This is a genomic window from Bradyrhizobium sp. ARR65 (assembly GCF_000472385.1).
Lineage (GTDB): Bacteria > Pseudomonadota > Alphaproteobacteria > Rhizobiales > Xanthobacteraceae > Bradyrhizobium.
On sequence record NZ_AWZU01000001.1, the window covers coordinates 41,309 to 58,495 of the forward strand.

16 protein-coding genes and 1 tRNA gene are annotated in these 17,187 nt (G+C 64.0%); 7 read left to right on the top strand and 10 right to left on the bottom strand.

The genetic code is table 11. The features are described 5' to 3' along the window. Positions 1-19: 19 nt before the first annotated feature. Positions 20-104: transfer RNA gene (locus F758_RS0100210), tRNA-Leu, on the bottom strand. A gap of 177 nt (positions 105-281) precedes the next feature. Here F758_RS0100210 and F758_RS0100215 point away from each other — a divergent pair. Further along, positions 282-800 carry a disulfide bond formation protein B gene (locus F758_RS0100215; RefSeq protein WP_035720356.1) on the top strand — a complete coding sequence of 173 codons (519 nt, stop codon included), beginning with the start codon at positions 282-284 and terminating at the stop codon, positions 798-800. Here the strand turns inward: F758_RS0100215 and F758_RS0100220 are convergent. Then, positions 797-1,882 (bottom strand): AbrB family transcriptional regulator, encoded by a 1,086-nt coding sequence (locus F758_RS0100220; RefSeq protein WP_024505951.1) that lies wholly within the window; start codon positions 1,880-1,882, stop codon positions 797-799. The two genes, F758_RS0100215 and F758_RS0100220, sit on opposite strands and share 4 nt — an antisense overlap. 191 nt (positions 1,883-2,073) lie before the next feature. Next, entirely contained in the window at positions 2,074-2,343 is a 270-nt protein-coding gene (locus F758_RS0100225) for a PsiF family protein (protein ID WP_024505952.1), read from the bottom strand. A 181-nt stretch (positions 2,344-2,524) separates the two neighbouring features. Here F758_RS0100225 and F758_RS0100230 point away from each other — a divergent pair, with 181 nt between their 5' ends. The 3 genes from F758_RS0100230 to F758_RS0100240 all read left to right on the top strand — a co-directional run bounded on the left by F758_RS0100230 (position 2,525) and on the right by F758_RS0100240 (position 4,724). Further along, entirely contained in the window at positions 2,525-2,998 is a 474-nt protein-coding gene (locus tag F758_RS0100230; protein WP_024505953.1) for a hypothetical protein, read from the top strand. A 247-nt stretch (positions 2,999-3,245) separates the two neighbouring features. Further along, the gene (locus tag F758_RS0100235; protein ID WP_024505954.1) at positions 3,246-4,025 is read left to right on the top strand and encodes a sulfite exporter TauE/SafE family protein; all 780 of its coding nucleotides are present in this window, start codon (positions 3,246-3,248) and stop codon (positions 4,023-4,025) included. 33 nt (positions 4,026-4,058) lie between these two features. Continuing rightward, positions 4,059-4,724, top strand: coding sequence for a DsbA family protein (locus F758_RS0100240; protein WP_024505955.1), 666 nt, complete (start codon positions 4,059-4,061; stop codon positions 4,722-4,724). Positions 4,725-5,001: 277 nt separating this feature from the next. Here the strand turns inward: F758_RS0100240 and F758_RS0100245 are convergent, their stop codons facing one another. From F758_RS0100245 to F758_RS0100255, 3 genes are all read right to left on the bottom strand, one after another. After that, positions 5,002-5,208 (bottom strand): hypothetical protein, encoded by a 207-nt coding sequence (locus F758_RS0100245; protein WP_024505956.1) that lies wholly within the window; start codon positions 5,206-5,208, stop codon positions 5,002-5,004. Positions 5,209-5,342: 134 nt separating this feature from the next. Beyond that, positions 5,343-6,413, bottom strand: a complete 1,071-nt coding sequence (locus tag F758_RS0100250) for an alpha/beta hydrolase family protein (RefSeq protein WP_024505957.1) — start codon at positions 6,411-6,413, stop codon at positions 5,343-5,345. Positions 6,414-6,434: 21 nt separating this feature from the next. Next, complete coding sequence (locus F758_RS0100255; protein ID WP_024505958.1) at positions 6,435-7,406, bottom strand: S1C family serine protease; 972 nt, start codon at positions 7,404-7,406, stop codon at positions 6,435-6,437. A gap of 465 nt (positions 7,407-7,871) precedes the next feature. Here F758_RS0100255 and F758_RS0100260 point away from each other — a divergent pair, with 465 nt between their 5' ends. From F758_RS0100260 to F758_RS0100275, 3 genes are all read left to right on the top strand, one after another. Beyond that, a complete protein-coding gene (locus tag F758_RS0100260) occupies positions 7,872-9,692 on the top strand; it encodes an ABC transporter ATP-binding protein (RefSeq protein ID WP_051386591.1) in 1,821 nt (606 codons plus the stop codon). 122 nt (positions 9,693-9,814) lie between these two features. Further along, positions 9,815-11,638 carry an ABC transporter ATP-binding protein/permease gene (locus F758_RS0100265; protein ID WP_024505960.1) on the top strand — a complete coding sequence of 608 codons (1,824 nt, stop codon included), beginning with the start codon at positions 9,815-9,817 and terminating at the stop codon, positions 11,636-11,638. A gap of 154 nt (positions 11,639-11,792) precedes the next feature. Continuing rightward, the gene (locus tag F758_RS0100275; protein ID WP_024505961.1) at positions 11,793-12,734 is read left to right on the top strand and encodes a dihydrodipicolinate synthase family protein; all 942 of its coding nucleotides are present in this window, start codon (positions 11,793-11,795) and stop codon (positions 12,732-12,734) included. A gap of 121 nt (positions 12,735-12,855) precedes the next feature. Here the strand turns inward: F758_RS0100275 and F758_RS0100280 are convergent, their stop codons facing one another. From F758_RS0100280 to F758_RS0100295, 4 genes are all read right to left on the bottom strand, one after another. Then, the gene (locus tag F758_RS0100280; protein ID WP_024505962.1) at positions 12,856-13,713 is read right to left on the bottom strand and encodes a sigma-70 family RNA polymerase sigma factor; all 858 of its coding nucleotides are present in this window, start codon (positions 13,711-13,713) and stop codon (positions 12,856-12,858) included. Then, on the bottom strand, positions 13,713-14,183 hold the full coding sequence (locus F758_RS0100285; protein WP_024505963.1) for a carboxymuconolactone decarboxylase family protein: 471 nt from the start codon (positions 14,181-14,183) through the stop codon (positions 13,713-13,715). Before F758_RS0100285 ends, F758_RS0100280 begins: the two co-directional genes overlap by 1 nt. Before the next feature lie 257 nt (positions 14,184-14,440). Next, positions 14,441-14,998 carry an HNH endonuclease gene (locus tag F758_RS0100290; protein ID WP_024505964.1) on the bottom strand — a complete coding sequence of 186 codons (558 nt, stop codon included), beginning with the start codon at positions 14,996-14,998 and terminating at the stop codon, positions 14,441-14,443. Between the two features lie 363 nt (positions 14,999-15,361). Continuing rightward, on the bottom strand, positions 15,362-17,122 hold the full coding sequence (locus F758_RS0100295; RefSeq protein ID WP_024505965.1) for a flavin-containing monooxygenase: 1,761 nt from the start codon (positions 17,120-17,122) through the stop codon (positions 15,362-15,364). Between the last annotated feature and the right edge of the window lie 65 nt (positions 17,123-17,187).

The window sequence follows — 17,187 nt, forward strand, 5'->3', positions numbered from 1 at the left end:
GAAGCCTGGCGAAGGCGGTTGGTGCCCCTGGCCGGAATCGAACCAGCACTCCTTGCGGAACTCGATTTTGAGTCGAGCGCGTCTACCAGTTCCGCCACAGGGGCCTTCGGCGAGCCTCGGCCAAAGGGCCTGTGTCGCGAAGCGGGCGGACTATAGCCAGCGGCCCGGCCGGGTCAACCCGCGCCGATGTGATTGCCGCCGCCTCGACAGCGATCTTTTCCGGAGATAGGAGGCTCCTGATCGGACTTTGGAGGGGAGAGGCAAAGGTGACATCCACGGCCATGGCCTCGCAGGCACGTTCTGAGGCAAGTCCGGCACTGACGGCGGCGCTGCTAGTACTGGTGGTCGCGACCGCGACGATTGCCGGCGCCTGGTTCTTTCAGCTCGTGTTGGACATCCAGCCCTGCCCGCTCTGCCTGGAGCAGCGCTACGCCTATTATGGCGTTATTCCGCTGTCGGCGCTCGTTGCCTTCGCCGCGGCCAAGGGCGCGCCGCGGCCGCTGCTGATCGCGGGGCTCGTCATCATCGCGCTGGCGGCAGCCGGCAATTCCCTCTTCGGCATCTATCACGCCGGCGTCGAATGGAAATTCTGGCAGGGACCGACCGATTGCACCGGCCCGTTGGTCGATTTCGGCAAGGCCGGCAGCCTGCTCGATCAGCTCGATAAGGTGAAGGTGATCCGCTGCGACGAGGTGCAGTGGCGCTTCCTGGGGATTTCGCTTGCCGGCTACAACGCGCTGATCTCGGCGCTGATGGCTGCAATCGCCGCCTGGGGCATTGCCAGATCCGCCAAGCGCTAATCGTCCACATCATCCTGCGGCCGTCCGAACAGATGGACGATGCCGGGGGTGGCGATGGTGACGAACACGAAGCGCGACAAATGATGCGCGCCGACGAAAATCGGGTCGATATGCAGCGTGAGCGCCAGGGCGAGCATGGCGTCCATCGCACCCGGTGCGAAGGCCACGATGAGATCGGCGGCCCGCACATTGGTGGTTGCGACGATCAGGCCGACAAAGAGCGCCGAGACCAGGATAGCGATCGCAAACGAGCCCAGCGCGGCGTTGATATGGCCGAGCAGCACCTTGATCTTCATTCGCGCGAAGCGGCTGCCGATCAATGCGCCGATGCCGACCAGCGCGACGCTGCGCACCCAGTTCGGCAGGCCTCCTTCGATCCAGCCCGCGCCATGCAGCACACTGGAGGCGATCATGGCCCCGAACATCCAGCTCGCCGGAAACTTGATCAGGCGAAACACCAGCGCCAGCGCGAGCGAGGCCGCCAGCAGCGCCAACAGCCCGAGCGGCGAGGCGGGCGAGGTGAGGAGCGCGGGCGCGGCGGCGGGCGCCGCTCCGGTCAATGCCAGCAGCATGGGCAGCGCGGCGGTCAGGATGATTACGCGCATGGTCTGCACCACCGCGATCGCCGGCAGGTCGGCGCCGCGCTCGACCGCCAGGATCGTGATCTGCGACAGCGCGCCGGGGCTCCCGGCAAGAAAGGCCGAGGTGCGGTCCCAGCCGTGAATGCGCTGCAGATAGAGGCTTGAGCCGAAGGTCGAGCAGAAGGTCGCGAGCGCGAGCAGCGCGATGGTCATGGGGTAAGCGCTGACATGCTGGATCAATTGCCGCGACACCACCGAACCCAGCGAGATGCCGAGCAGCACCAAGAGCGTCTGGGTGACATGCGGCGGCAGGCTGAGCGGACGTCCTGCCAGTGCCGCGGCACCCACCGCGATCATCGCGCCGGAAATCAGCCCGCCCGGCAGGTTTGCCCACAAAAACAGCAGGCCGCCGGCAGCGCCAATGGCGAGCGTTTCGACCGCGCTGAACAATTTGGCGCGGCTGGGAAGGACGAGGCTCAAGGAGGCGGTGATCTGCTTCACGCCGCCTTCATCGCAAATTCGGCTTCTTGAGACAATTGCGCTGACGCAGGTGCAGCAATGCAGAGGTTTCGACGGCGGTCACCCTCCCCATCAGCAGCCGGTGAGGGGAGGGTGATACGGAATTGTCACGTCTCGACCGTCACGTCCGAACGGTCATGCGCGAAGCGTTGCTTGCAGCGCTGCTTGAACCGCTATTTGGCCTTTTCGCCCGCCTTCGCATTCTTGATGCATTCGGACCGGAATTTCTTGCGCTCCTTGCCGTGCAAGCCCTTCTCGTCGGCCTGCTTGGAGCATTCGAGCGATTCGGCCGAGCGCGCCTTGCTCGCCTTCTTCTCGGTCGGAGCCGGCGCCGCGGCGGTGTCGCTCTTGGCGGCGGGCGCGGTTGTGGACTGCGCGAAGGCGGGGCCGGCAAGCAGCACCGAGGCGAGAGCGGCAGTGGCGAAAAGCGAAGAAAGCTTCATGGGTGCACCTGTGCGAGTGGAGAAACGCGTGCAACCTCGCGCTGTAATGCTGAACCGCTGATGAATAAAGGCACATCGCCCGGCACTATATTTTGCGGAAGCAACAGAACGCGCCTTTGTCATCGGCGTGCCTGACGTTAGGATGCAGTCCCTTTAGCCAGTTGCCAGGGAGAAGCTTAGGATGACCTTTCAAGCAAAATTATTGGCTGCGATCGCGGGCGCGGGTTTGGCCGCGTTGGCCGTGACCGCGCCGGCGCAGGCGCTGACCATGCAGGAGTGCAGTGCGAAGTACAAAGCCGCCAAGGAGGCCGGCACGCTGGGTGGCCAGAAGTGGAATGACTTCCGCAAGGCGCAATGCGGCGCCGATGCAAGTCCGGCCGCCGCGACTGCGGCCGCTCCAGCACCTGCACCTGCGAAGGAGGCCAAGGAGGCCGCGCCTGCAGCCGCGCCCGCTGCGCCCTCGGGCCCCGCCGTCTTCCCGAACGCAATCGATCCGAAATATGCCAAGGAGACTCCGGGCAAGGCGCGCCTGCACACTTGCGTCGACCAGTACAATGCCAACAAGGCCAGCAACGGCAATGGCGGCATGAAATGGATCCAGAAGGGCGGCGGCTACTACAGCGAGTGCAACAAGCATCTGAAGGGCGCGGCCTGACGCCCCAGATGACGCGGCCGGATCGAGTGTTCCGGCCGCGAGCCCCACTCTTCAGCCGATGGGACCGAAAGCCTGATCGGGACCACGACCGGTACGTTGATGGCAATCATGCCGCGAAGCCAGACTGCCCCCGCAACCACTGCCCCCGCAATCATCTGAATGTGCGCAAGGATTGCGCAGCCGCCGCTGGCAGTCGCACCGCGGGCAGGTTATAGGGGCGCATCGTGCAAATGAGTCCTGTCTCTTGATACTCTCCGCGATGCAAAGCGTGCTGGCGCTCGCGTCGGGGGCGCTGGTCGGATTTTCGCTGGGCCTGGTCGGCGGCGGCGGATCGATCCTGGCGGTGCCGCTCATGGTCTATGTGGTTGGCGTGCCCGAGCCCCACATGGCGATCGGTACCAGCGCGATCGCGGTGGCCATGAACGCCGCGTTCAATCTCTTCAATCACTCCCGCGGCGGCACCGTGGTGTGGCCGGTGGCGCTGGTGTTTGCCGTCGCCGGCATGGTTGGGGCGCTCGCCGGCTCGACGCTGGGCAAGATGCTCGAGGGACAGAAACTGCTGGCGCTGTTCGCGCTAGTCATGCTGGTGATCGCGATGCTGATGCTGAAGACGCGCGCGCGGATCGGCGTGAGCGATGTCAAGATGAGCCGTGCCAACCTGCCGGCGATCATCTCGCTTGGCGCGGCCACCGGCACCCTGTCCGGCTTCTTTGGCATCGGCGGCGGCTTCCTGATCGTGCCGGCGCTGATGCTGGCGACGGGCATGCCGATCATGAATGCGGTGTCGTCGTCGCTGGTCGCCGTGACCACGTTCGGTCTCACCACCGCGGCAAGCTATGCCTGGTCGGGTCTGGTCGCATGGCGCCTGGCGGGCCTGTTTATCCTGGGCGGCGTTGGCGGCGGCCTCGCCGGGACGCGCGCTGCGCGCCATCTCTCGGGGCGGCGAGGGGCGCTGAATACCCTGTTTGCTACGGTTGTGATAGCGGTGGCGCTGTATATGTTGGCGCGCACTTTGTTGCCACACTGAAGATTAGATGCGGGCCAAGCGGGGCGCTATCACATGACTGGATTGATCGAGCGAGCCGGACTGACACTGAGCCGGCGTAAAATGCTGGGCGTGATTGGCGGCGGGGCGGCGATGCTTGGCGCGCTACCTCCTCCGGCGCAGGCGCAATTGCGCCGCGCCGAGCCGAATGAAGCCGCGGTGCTGCGTGATCCTGACGTTCCCGTTGCCGGCAACGTCAATGGCGATATCTCGATCGTCGAATGGTTCGACTATCAATGTCCCTATTGCCGCAAGCTCGAACCGGAGCTGCGCCAGGTGGTCGAGGACGACGGCAAAGTGCGCCTGGTCTGGAAGGACTGGCCGATTCTTGGACCGGTCTCGGTCATCGCTGCGAAGATGGTGCTGGCCTGCAAGTATCAGGACAAATATAACAAGGCCCATGATGCGCTGCTCGGCGTCAACTCCAAGCTGACGGAGCCGCGGATCGATGAGGTGCTCGCCGGCGCCGGTATCGACGTCGACCGCGCCAAGCGCGATCTCGCCGCCAATGAAAAGGCGATCGTTGCCATTCTCACCCGCAACAACGAGCAGGCCGAAGGCTTGGGCTTCAGGGGCACGCCCTCGTTCATCGTCGGCAAATTCCGGGTCCCGGGCGTGCTCACGATGGATCAATTCGCACAGGTGATCGCGGATGCGCGCAAGGCCAAGGCTGGCAACTAACACAATCGCCGGGCTGAGCGGATCGAGAGGACGCGCGCCAAGCCCCCGGCGTCATTGCGAGCGCAAGCGAAGCAATCCAGACTTTCTCCGCGGATGCAGTCTGGATTGCTTCCGCCTACGCGCAAACGCGCTTCGGCGGGACTTCACGCCTCGCCACAGCTCGCGCAGCGAGCGACGGCGGGTCGTCGCCTTCCCTCCTCGTAATGACGGGCTTGGGTACTCAGGCGGCTTTGCGACTTGATCAGCGGCTGACTAACGGATACGAGCCGCGTCGAGGCTATTTCGACGAGATCCGGACCCAATCATCGTGCGCGCGTGCCTTTAGGGAGTGCCAGTCACTGGCGACGACATCCCAGTTCACGATGGTGCGATTGGTCTCCGCGACCTGGCCGTTGGCCACACTCGACGTCTGCATCGAGTCGTAGACATATACGCCCAAAGCCAACAAGACGGCGCCGAGAATCATGCCAAGAATGGTCTGCATGGTGCCAATCCTCCGTGTGCCGGCAACTAACGCCGACCCTGCTGGATGGTTCCGCCGACTGTTCCCGCATCCGATAGCTGTACCGTGGCCAGCGGCGCGTCACCTCCTCGGGCTCGAACAGGCTCGCAGAAACGTCAGGAAACGTCCAACCATCGCAAAATCTCCGCATTGACCTCGCGCGGATAGCAATGGCTCAGATCCTCGATCTCGCGATAGGTGACGTTGGCGCCGGCAGCGGCGAGCGCATCGCGCGCGTGCCGCGCCACCTCGATCGGAAACATCCAGTCGAGCCTGCCGTGTACGAGATGGATCGGCAGGCCGCGCAACCGTTCCGCGTCGGCCATGGCCGCCATCAAGGCATGGAAGGTGGCGGAGACGGGAGCCAGATGCGTGAAAGGCGAGGCGCTGTCGAGCCCGGTGACATAGCAGAACGTGCCGCCGTCGCTCATGCCGGTGAGCAGCAGTCGCGTGGGATCAACATTCCAGCGGTCGCGCACCGTCTCCAGGATACGCATCAGGTTCGGCGTGTCGGTATCGGCTCCGCTCAATGACCAGGTGGATCCCGTGGCGGTCGGAGTTATCAGGATGGCACCAAAGCTGCGCGCGTCGCGCAGCCAGCTCCAGAGAAAGGCGCGGCCATTGCCGCTGCCGCCGTGCAGCGCCACCACCAGCGGCCAGGCGCGGCTGGTCGAATAATATTCCGGTACATACAACGAAAATCCGCCGCGGCTGCCCGGCTCGTTGTGGTCGTGAATAATCCCGGTGTTTTCGGCGGCAGGCTGGGCGAGCCGCGCCAGCAGGTCGGCATCCTCGCGCACGCCGGGATCAAGGAAGAATTCGTTGATCGGCGGAAATTTCGCCGCCAGCGGATAGAGCGCTTCCTGTGCCTGCGGCGCATAGCGCAAGGCGCGGAACGCCGTCGCCAGATCGCCGTTGCCGTGCTGGACCGCGCGCAAGAGAGCGAAGGCGGAAAGCGCCGCATCGCTCCCCGCCTCGAGCGCGGCGCGAACGCCGGCGAAGCGGTCGGGCCATTCGGAAAGCTGTGAGCGCGCGGCCTGCAAGGTGTCCTCCGGCGCACCGACCATTTCCATGATGCGGTCGAAGTCCGGCGGGTGCAGATGGCGCGCAATGAAGGAGAGCGCTTCCAGCGACTGCAGCAGTGGCGGCAGCAAGGCCAGGATATCGTCCACCACGGCCTCGCTCATCGCGCCTTCCTGTCGCTCGCGTTAATGCAGCCGCGGCGCCTTCAGCAGCTTGGCGCGGTCGGTCGAGGCCAGCACCACGTCGAAGGTGACGCCTTCATGATGCACGGTCAGCGGCACGTCGACGCCCGCGGATCCGAGCGCCCAGAGCTTGCGATAGAACGCCGCTTGGCTCGAGATACGCTCGCCATTGATCGCCAGTATCACATCACCCGCCTTGAGCTCGGCGTGCGCCGCGGGTGCATTGCTGGAAATGCCGATCACGACGACCTTGTTGTCGATCTCGGTCGTGTACATGCCGAGCCAGGGGCGCGCGGGGCGGTTGACCCGGCCGAATTTGCGCAAGTCCTCGAGCACCGGCGTGAGCAGGTCGATCGGCACGATCATGTTGACATGCTCGGCCTTGCCCTCGCGCTCGCGTTCGAGCTGGAGCGAGCCAATGCCGATCAGCTCGCCACTCGCCGAAATCAACCCGGTACCGCCCCAGTTCGGATGCGCCGGATAGGTGAAGATGGCTTCGTCGAGCAGATATTCCCAATAGCCGGCGAATTCCTGCTTGGCGATGATTTGGCTGGCAACCGACCGTGTCCGCCCGCCGGCGCCGCCCACCACGACACTGTCGCCGACGCGCGTCGCGGCCGAGGAGCCCAGCGGCAAGGGTTCAAGGTCGAGAGTGCCGAGCGCCTGCACCAGCCCGAACCCGGTGACGGCATCGAAACCGAGGGCGTGACCTTCCACGACGCGCCCGTCGCCACGATGCAACCAGACGGACTCGGCCTCGGTAATGAGATAGCCAATGGTCAGCACGAGGCCGTCGTCGATCACAACGCCGTTGCCGGCGCGCTCAGTGCCCAGAGTTTCCGCGCTGAAGGCGTCCGGCGGAATGATCGAATGCAGGCCGACGATCGAGGACAGCACACGATCGATATCGAAACTGTAGTCGCCCGGATGTGGCTGATAGGCGGGTGGCACTCGCCATTCTGTCAAAGAGGGCATCGCGGCTCTCCTGTTCACGGCGCGGGGTTCGCGCAAACGGTCGGCCGAGCATCACCCATTGGACTCGGCGGCGGCCGGAGCGGCAATTGAAGCTAATTTAGCACCATTGTCGCCGCACGCACCAGTTCTGTCCAGCCGTTGCAAACGTGATCGATCCATCATGGTCGGTTCGAGCCGTTCGGTAGCGGACGACGCCCGTCTTGAACCGCGGCCGCGGTATTATTCGTCGCGGTGGCCTGGATCGGTTGCATTTGTGCAGCGCCACTCGTTACGAGGGTATGGATGCGGAATTGGGCGCGAGCTTCGGCCGCTCTGCTCTGTCCCTTGAAACGGCGCGACCGTCGGCAGCCATGGGTTCCGATCATCGGGCGCTCCGCTCAATGTGCCGCGATGACGCGATGATTGGATAGCGGCGGCAAGTTCCAGCTTTCCTTGACCGGGGAATCGCTTTAGGTGGCGCCGATAATGCACGGACAAGCGCTCAGGCCCAATTTACCGAACGTACCGTTGAACACGATGGGACGGCTCAAGCGGCTGCATGCCGCGGTGCGATTCGCGCTGCCGCAGCGGCACGCCATCATCCTCATTGTCGGGCTGGTGCTCGCGGTTGCCGCCATCAACGCTTTCGAGCCGCTGGTGCTGAAGTCGGTGTTCGACCAGTTGACCGAAATGCGGCAAGCCGCGGCAATTATGGCCGGCGTGCTGCTTCTTCTCGCTTTCGCCGTTACGCGGGAGGCGATGGACGGCTTCGCCAATTGGCTCACCTGGCGCACCCGCATCGGCCTGCAATACGCGCTGCTCGAGGCGACCATGGGCAAATTGCACCGGATGCCGCTCCGCATCCAGCGCAGTGAGGGCATCGGCGCTATCATGACCAGGCTCGACCGCAGCATCCAGGGTTTCACCAGCGCGGTGACCCTGATCCTGTTCAATATCATGCCGTCGGTCATCTTTCTTGTCATTGCGATCGCGATCATGTTGCGGCTGGAGTGGCGCCTTGCCCTGTTCGTGCTCGCCTTTGCCCCGTTGCCGGCCTTCATTGCCGGCTATGCCGGGCCCGAGCAGATGCAGCGCGAGCGCACGCTGCTCGACCGCTGGGCGCAGATCTACTCACGGTTCAACGAAGTGCTGTCCGGCATCGTGATCGTGCGCAGCTTCGCGATGGAGGATGCGGAAAAGGCGCGCTTTTTGCGCGACGTCGCCGCCGCCAACAAGGTCGTCATCCGCGGCGTCGCGACCGATGCGGGTTATGCGTCGGCGAGCAATCTCGTGGTCGCGATGGCGCGGCTTGGCGGGCTGGCGCTCGGCGCCTATTTCGTCGTCCAAAGCGAGATCACGGTCGGCACGGTGGTTGCGTTTCTCGGCTATATCGGCGGACTGTTCGGCCCAGTGCAGGGTTTGAGCGGCGTCTACTCAAACCTGCGCAAGGCTTCGGTGTCGCTGGACGAGATCTTCGGCATCCTCAATGTACAGGAGCATCTCGGTGACTCCCCCGATGCGACCGACCTGGCCGACGTCAAGGGCGAAGTGAGTTTCGAGAACGTGCATTTCCACTACGAACAGCCGCAGCGTCCGCTGCTGAACGGCGTGACGCTGCATGCCAGCCCCGGGGAAACCATCGCCATCGTCGGTCCCAGCGGCTCCGGCAAGACCACGCTGATGGCGCTTCTGATGCGGTTCTATGATCCGCTGGAAGGGCGCATCGCCATCGACGGGCGATGCTTGCGCACCATCAAGCAAAGCTCGCTGCGGCGGCATATCGGCGTGGTGCTGCAGGACCCGCTGTTGTTCAACGACACCATCAAGGCCAATATCGCCTACGGCCGGCCCGAGGCGACGATCGAACAGATCGAGGCGGCGGCAAAGGCCGCCTATGCGCATGATTTCATCATGCGCCTGCCGGACGGCTATGACACGGTGGTTGGCGAGCGCGGCGCCTTGCTGTCGGTCGGCGAACGCCAGCGCATCACCATTGCACGGGCGCTGCTCAAGAACCCGCCGATCCTGATCCTGGATGAGGCGACCTCGGCGCTGGACGCGGAATCCGAGGAGGCCGTGCAGCATGCGCTCGAAAACCTCATCGCGCCGCGCACGACCTTCGTCATCGCGCACCGGCTGTCAACGGTGGTCAACGCCGACCGTATCATCGTGCTCAAGGAGGGGCAGATCATCGAGAGCGGCCGGCATGGCGAATTGATGCGGCAGAACGGCTACTATGCCTCGCTGGTGCGCCGGCAGCACCGCGGCCTGATCGAGAACGACGTCGACGCCTCCGCGGTGGGCTAGACCCAGGCGCCAGGCCCGCGACCTCACCCTCGCGCCGGGCGGCAGACTGCTTCCGGAACCCGGAACCCAAGCTGCGCGTTCTTCTTGGCTTGCGCCTGAAGTCCGGCACAGAGGGGGAATCCATGAGCCTGCTCAGCGATGCTCAGTGCGTGCCTTCCGGTGCGCATGCGACCGCGTCCTCGCGTCTTCGTCGCTTTTGCCGGAGCGCGGGGGACTTTTGGAGGGGCCGGGGTTCTGGACAAGCCTGGCTTCTCACGGTGAGCTTGACCGCGGTCGTGTTCGCAAGTCTCGGCATCACCTACGGCATCAATCTCTGGAACAGGCATTTCTACGACGCGCTCGAAGCCAGGAATGGTCCGGTCGCGCTGCACCAGGCTCTGCTGTTTCCGCTTCTAGTCGGGCTTTACCTCGTGCTCTGCGTGTTCGCGATGTGGGGGCGCATGACCATGCAGAGGACCTGGCGCGCGTTCATCAATGAGCATCTGCTCAAGCGCTGGCTCGCCAATAGCCGCTTCTACAAGCTCGAGCTGATCGGCGGCGACCACAAGAACCCCGAACACCGCATCAACGACGATCTGCGCATTGCCACCGAAATGCCGGTCGATTTCGTCACCGGCTTTGTCACCTCGCTGCTGTCGGCCGCGACCTTCATCGTGGTGCTTTACACGGTCGGCGGCGCGCTCGCGCTCGAGATCGGCGGTCGTTCGCTGACAATCCCGGGATTCCTGGTGATCGCGGCCGTCGTCTATGCGCTGATCGCGAACGGATCGATGCTGGCAATCGCGTTCCGCTTCATTCCGCTGACCGAGCAGAAGAACCAGGCCGAGGCCGAATATCGCTACGCCTTGACCCGGGTGCGGGAGAACGCCGAAAGCATCGCGCTGCTCGGCGGCGCCGACGCCGAACAGGCCAGCTTGAGCCAAAATTTTGGAAGCGTGGTCGCGCGCTGGCGCGACCTGATGGTGCAGCACATGCGCGCCGTGATCGTCTCGCAGGGCAGCGCGCAGCTATGCGGCGTGGTGCCGATCCTGCTGTGCACGCCGCGTTATTTCGACGGCTCGATGAGCCTGGGCGCGATCATGCAGGTGGCCTCCGCCTTCACCATCGTGCAGGGCGCGATGAGCTGGTTCATGGAGAACTACACCAGGCTCGCCGATTGGACCGCGTCCGCCCGCCGCGTCGGCGCGCTGCTGCTGGCGATCGACGTGCTCGAGACTAGCGAGAAGGCGGGCACCGGCCGCATCGAGCGCAGTCGGGAGGGAGAGGGGTCGCTGCATCTTCGCGAGCTCGGCGTGTTCCTCGATGATGGCCGGTCGATCGTGCGGCGCGCCAATGTCGTGATCGGCCGCGGCGAGCACGTCCTGATCACCGGCGAATCCGGCACCGGCAAGAGCTCGCTGGTGCGCGCCATTGCCGGCTGCTGGCCATGGGGCCGGGGGCGGATCGCGCTCGGCGCGGGCGCGCGCGTGCTGGTCGTGCCGCAGCGTCCCTACGTGCCGGCCGGCAGCCTGCGTGATGCCGTGACTTATCCCTTGCGACGGGCCGAGATCGGCCGCGAACACGCTGCCCGCGCACTCGCGGCCGCGGGCCTCGGCCAGTTCCTGCCGCAACTTGATGATGTTGCGGCGTGGGACAAGATCCTGTCGGAAGGGGAGAAGCAGCGGCTTTCGATCGCGCGCCTCTTGCTGCACCGGCCCGACGTCATCGCGCTGGATGAAGCCACCTCCGCGCTGCATGTCGAGGGCCAAGCCGAGTTGATGGCAGCGATCGCGCGAGAGCTGCCGGACGCGACCATCATCAGCGTCGGCCATCGTCCCGAGCTCGAGGCCTTTCACGACCGCAAGCTGTCGCTTGCGCGCAAGGTCGACGGCGCCGTCATCGTCGCCGATGCGCCGATCCGGCGGGCCGCCATAGCCGCAGATGCGCGCCGGGCCGCGCGCGGTTAGGCGCACACAAAAGCGATTGCGTGGACGGGGCTCGTCAAAAAGGCAATTGTGCGCGGGCCCATAAGCTTGGCATATTGGTCGAGAAGACCGATGCGCGCGGACCGCGTCGTGCCGCGCGATAACAAACGCGATAATAAAGAAGAGGGAATCGCCAATGTCATCTGCTCTCTCCAACCCGGCCGGTCAGCCCTACCGCGGCGTTTTTCCGGTCGCGCCGACCATCTTCGACGAGCGCGGAGCCCTCGACCTCGATGGGCAGCGCCGCTGCATCGACTTCATGATCGATGCCGGCTCGCACGGCATCTGCATCCTGGCCAATTTCTCCGAGCAGTTCGTGCTGACCGATGCCGAGCGCGAGACTGTGATGCATACGGTGCTCGAACATGTCGCCGGTCGCGTGCCGGTGATCGTGACCACCAGCCACTTCAGCTCGGCGGTCTGCGCCGCCCGCAGCCGCCAGGCCGAGGCGGCCGGAGCCGCCATGGTGATGGTGATGCCGCCCTATCATGGCGCGACCTTTCGCGTGGACGAGAAGAGCATTTGCGAATTTTTCCAGGTCGTTGCCGAAGCGATCCGCATTCCGGTCATGATTCAGGACGCCCCGGTCGCCGGCACGCCGCTCCCGGTGGCGCTGCTGGCGCGGCTCGCCAAGGAATTTGCGAACATCAGCTATTTCAAGATCGAGGTGCCGATGGCCGCGAGCAAGCTGCGCAGCCTGATCGAGGCGGGCGGCAGCGCGATTCAAGGCCCCTGGGATGGCGAAGAGGCGATCACGCTGATGGCCGATCTCGATGCAGGCGCGACCGGCGCCATGACCGGCGGCGGCTATCCTGATGGTATCAGGCAGATCATCGATCCCTATTTCGCCGGACGTCGCGATGAGGCCAAGGCGGCCTATGCGCGCTGGCTGCCGCTGATCAACTATGAAAACCGCCAATGCGGCCTGCGTGCCGCCAAGGTATTGATGCACGAAGGCGGCGTCATCCGCTCGGACTGCGTGCGCCATCCACTGCAGCCGCTGCCCCCGGTATTCCGGTCAGGACTGATCGAGCTCGCGCGCGACCTCGATGCGCTGGCGTTGCGATGGGGGCGATGATTCGCGATCCGCATATTCAAGAAGATGCGCTAGCATCGCAACCGGAGCATTTCGCCGATCAAGTTGCAGAGCCGGACGAACACCTTCAACCAGGCCCGTCATTGCAATGACGACCGAAAGTCTAGTGCAGATGCTTCAGCTTGTCCGGGTTGCGCACGACATAGATCGCGGCGATCTTTCCATCCTCGATCTCCAGCGCGGTGGTCTGTAGCTCGCCGTCGGCTTCCAGCGTAACAAAGCCGGGCAAGCCGTTGACAAAAACAACGCGGACAAGTTTCGAGCCATTCTTCTGGAACTGGGCCGCGAGAAGCTCGTGCAGCTTCATCACGGCATCGAACCCGACGATCGGCGTCAGGGCTGCCGGACGCTTGCCGCCGCTGTCCGCATGGATGCTGACGTCGGCCGCCAACATCGCGCCAAGTGCATTCATATCGCCGTTGCGCGAAGCGACGAAGAACGCCTCGGCGAGTTCGAGGCCACGCTGCTTTTCCACCGCAAAGCGCGGCCTCGCTTCGCGGATATGGGTGCGTGCGCGGGCGGCGAGCTGGCGGCAGGCCGCCGAATCGCGCTGAATGGTCGTCGCGACCTCGTCAAAGCCTAAGCCGAACACGTCGTGAAGCAGGAAGGCGGCCCTCTCCAGCGGCGAAAGGCGTTCAAGCGCCAGCATCAGCGGCAAGGTCACGTCCTGGTCCGGCTCGTCCTCAACCACGGGATCGGGCAGCCAGGGACCGACATATGTCTCGCGCCGGCGTCGCGCCGATTTGAGCTGATCGAGACAAAGCCGTGTGACGGTGCGGCGCAGGAAGGCTTCCGGCTCCTGCACCTCGTTGCGGTCGGCGCCCATCCAGCGAATGAAAGCCTCCTGCACCACGTCTTCCGCGTCGGCCATCGAGCCGAGCATGCGATAGGCGACGCGCATGAGCTTTGGACGCAGCGGGTTGAAGCTCGCCGCTGCGTCCTCGGATCTCACGTCCGCCATCACGCGACCGCGGCCATGGCCGCCTTTGCGGCCTCCGGCTCGATCCACAAGCCGAATCCCACGGCGAGGCGGTTCCACCCATTGATGACGTTGATCATCAGCGTGAGCTTCACCTGCTCCTCCTGCGTGAACTGCGCCTTCAAGGCCTGGTAGGCGGCATCGCGTGGATGTCCCTCGGAGAGCCGCGTCAGCACCTCGGTCCAGCCGAGGGCCGCACGCTCGCGGTCGGAATAGCACGGGGCTTCGCGCCAGGCCGACAGCAGATAGATGCGCTGCTCGGTCTCGCCCTTCGCACGCGCTTCGGCCGTGTGCATGTTGAGGCAATTGGCGCAGCCGTTGATCTGGGAGGCGCGGATCTTCACGAGCTCGATCAGGCTCGGCTCCAGGCTGGAAGCGACGGCCATGGATGTGCTCATCCAGCTCTTCATGAGTGCAGGCGCAACGGCAAACGGATCAAGTTTCGCAGTCATGGTTCCCTTCCTTTGATTGGTTACGACACCATGACGAGGTAGAATTTCCCCGTGTGACATGTTCGGCGATTTTTTTGACCTCGATCGCGTAGTCTAGCCGATGGAGACGATTCCAATAGATGTTGCGATTGCAGCCCGTACATCACAGGCCACCTCGAGCCGGCGAGTCTCGCGAACGCGTCTTTGGCGGAAGGCGGGATTGAGAACGGGCGAGCTAGTGAGCGCGATGACGTTGTTCTGTGTTGGTCGCCGCGACCCTACGGATCCAGCTCCGTATCCCAATACAGATAGTCCAGCCAGCTATCATGCAGATAGTTCGGCGGAAACAGGCGGCCGTTGCGGTGGAGCTGGTGCACGGTGGGCGCGTAGGGCGTCTGTTTCGGAAACATCTTTGCCTGCTGCGGCGTGAGATTGCCCTTTTTCAAATTACAGGGCGAGCAGGCGGCTACCACATTTTCCCAGGTCGTCTGGCCGCCTTTGGAGCGCGGGATGATGTGGTCGAAGGTTAAATCGTCGGGCGAGCCGCAATATTGGCAGTTGAAGCGGTCGCGCAGGAAAACGTTGAAGCGGGTGAAGGCAGGGTGGGTGGTCGGCTTGACGAAGGATTTGAGCGAGACGACGCTCGGGATCTGCATTTCGAATGAGGGACTTCGTACCGCCTTCTCGTAATGCGCTACGATATTGACGCGGTCGAGGAACACCGCCTTGATCGCGTCCTGCCACGACCAAAGCGACAGCGGATAGTAACTCAGCGGCCGGAAATCCGCGTTCAACACCAGCACCGGCCAACCGCCTTGTGAGACATGTGCGTTCAAATAACGCTCCTGACCCCCAGAGATCGGCTGCGAAGCAGCATGTACCGACATACTACAGGCAGCGTGACGGGATTGTGAAGAGCTTAGAAGAGCTTATCCCGCAAGCACGTTCCGCGTAGCACGCGCAGCAGCAAGCCGCGGAAACGGGCGAATCAGGGCTGTGGAGCTCTTATTGTGGAGCCTCTTATGTTGGGACGTGTCGGTACTTTAGGCCCGCTTGTTGGTCCGATTGTGCGGCCCATACGAAAATGCGGCTAATTCTGGGCGAGCCCAGTTCCAGCCGGATTGGCATCTCGCCGCGCAACCTCCGGATTCCGGGTTCGCTCGCTTCCGCGAGCGCCCCGGAATGACGTGCCCCGGGGCTTATGCCCGTGGCAATAATCCCTCCTCGATCGCCTTGATCTGCAGCGCCAGAAATTTCGAGTTGATCCGGCATTGCGCGAGGCTGCCGGCAATGAAGTAAAGCCCCGGCTGCTTCGTGCGCGTATACATGTTGCGGAGTTCCTCCGCCTGGCCAAAGCCCCAGATCGGGCCGACGCGGTCAGCGACGTCCTCGCCAAACAGCTTCCGCACCAGAAATTCCTGGCCCTTGTAGCCGGTCGAGAGCACGATCAAATCGGCGGCAATGATGTCGCCGTTTTTCAGCCGCGCGCCCTCGGCGACAAAGCCGTCGATGTCGGCAAACTGCAGCAGGCTGATCGCGCCGCTGGCGACGAGGTCCGAGCAGCCGACGTTGAAATAGTACCCGCCGCCGCGGCTGAGATATTTGAACTGCCAGCCGGTGCCGTCTTCTCCGAAATCGAGCTTGAAGCCGATGCGCGCGAGCCGGTCGAGCAGATCCTGATCGAACTTCTTGGATTGCTCCGTCAGCATCTGATGGCTGCGCCTGGCGAGCTTGAGCGGCATCGAGGCCGCGATCAGGTCGTTGTCTTCCACCGTCCCCTCACTATAGGCGGCATAAGCGAGCTGGGCCGAAGGCTCGATATTGGTGATGAGCGTCGGGCTGCGCTGCACCAGCGTGACGGCGGCGCCGCTGGAGTAAAGGTCCTGCGCGATGTCGTGTCCGCTATTGCCGGTACCGATCACGATCGCACGCCTGCCGTTCCAATCCTCGCCGTCCTCGTATTGGCTGGAATGCACGAGCCTGCCTGCGAAATTCTTCAGGCTCGGAATGTCCGGCAGGTTGGGAATGCCGGACACACCGGTCGCCATCACGACATGGCGCGGATGCATCTCGCGCGTCGTGCCATCGGAGCGGCGCAGCGTGATGTCCCAGCGCTCTCGCGCTTCGTCATAGGTGCCGCCGAGGAATTCGGTGCCGGTCCAGAAATTCAGCTCCATCGCATCGACGTAAGCTTCGAACCAGTTGGCGAGCTTGTCCTTGGGGATGTAAGTCGGCCAGTTCGGCGGGAACGGCATATAGGGCAGGTGATTGACGTGCACCTGGTTGTGCAGCGTCAGCGCGTGATAGCGCCTGCGCCAATTGTCGCCGATGCGCGGCCAGCGATCGACGATCAGCGCGTCGACCTTTAGCTGCTTCAGCCGCGCGGCGATTGCGAGCCCTGCCTGTCCGCCGCCGACCACGAGCACGGCTGGGTCGCGATCAGCATAAGACGCTGATGCCCGGCGTTGGTCGAGCCAATTGGGTCCGCGAAAATCGCGCGAATAGGCCTGCCCGCGCGGCCGCGTCCTGTCCAGTTGCTCCTCAAAACCTTTCAGCTCCTCCAGCGCGGTGAGAAGCGTCCACGCCTTCAGCCGATTGCCATCGCCTGCATCCGGGACCAGCCGCAGAACGCCGTGGCCGCGGCCGAGCTTGGTTTCAAACTTGAAGATCGCCTCAACGGTGCTGGTGCCGGCGCGCGTGACCCAGCGCGGGGCGGCGCGGTCCGGATCGAGATGGAACATTGCAGGAGCTGCGCGAGCGGCCAATGGCCTTAGTTGTTTCAGGATGGCGTCGGCGCCGTTGAGGGTCTGGATGTTCCAGCTCAGCGCTAGCACGTCGCGCCAATAGCTCTCGCCGCAAAACAGATGTTCCAGGCTGCCATCCGGGCTCGCGAGCGAGGCTTCAAACGCCGCAAGCCAATCGCGTGCGGCAACCGAGACGTCGTCGGTCCTGTCGAGCATTGCGCGTTTCCTTCGGCCGTCTTGGTCCGCGGCCTCATCGCAAGGCTATACAATTTGCGGGCGCG

Coding starts and splice junctions, on each gene's coding strand:
- F758_RS0100260 (WP_051386591.1), top strand. CDS start 7,872: ATGCACGGACAAGCGCTCAGGCCCAATTTACCGAACGTACCGTTGAAC.
- F758_RS0100265 (WP_024505960.1), top strand. CDS start 9,815: ATGAGCCTGCTCAGCGATGCTCAGTGCGTGCCTTCCGGTGCGCATGCG.
- F758_RS0100230 (WP_024505953.1), top strand. CDS start 2,525: ATGACCTTTCAAGCAAAATTATTGGCTGCGATCGCGGGCGCGGGTTTG.
- F758_RS0100295 (WP_024505965.1), bottom strand. CDS start 17,122: ATGCTCGACAGGACCGACGACGTCTCGGTTGCCGCACGCGATTGGCTT.
- F758_RS0100215 (WP_035720356.1), top strand. CDS start 282: ATGGCCTCGCAGGCACGTTCTGAGGCAAGTCCGGCACTGACGGCGGCG.
- F758_RS0100255 (WP_024505958.1), bottom strand. CDS start 7,406: ATGCCCTCTTTGACAGAATGGCGAGTGCCACCCGCCTATCAGCCACAT.
- F758_RS0100245 (WP_024505956.1), bottom strand. CDS start 5,208: ATGCAGACCATTCTTGGCATGATTCTCGGCGCCGTCTTGTTGGCTTTG.
- F758_RS0100285 (WP_024505963.1), bottom strand. CDS start 14,183: ATGACTGCGAAACTTGATCCGTTTGCCGTTGCGCCTGCACTCATGAAG.
- F758_RS0100225 (WP_024505952.1), bottom strand. CDS start 2,343: ATGAAGCTTTCTTCGCTTTTCGCCACTGCCGCTCTCGCCTCGGTGCTG.
- F758_RS0100250 (WP_024505957.1), bottom strand. CDS start 6,413: ATGAGCGAGGCCGTGGTGGACGATATCCTGGCCTTGCTGCCGCCACTG.
- F758_RS0100275 (WP_024505961.1), top strand. CDS start 11,793: ATGTCATCTGCTCTCTCCAACCCGGCCGGTCAGCCCTACCGCGGCGTT.
- F758_RS0100280 (WP_024505962.1), bottom strand. CDS start 13,713: ATGGCGGACGTGAGATCCGAGGACGCAGCGGCGAGCTTCAACCCGCTG.
- F758_RS0100240 (WP_024505955.1), top strand. CDS start 4,059: ATGACTGGATTGATCGAGCGAGCCGGACTGACACTGAGCCGGCGTAAA.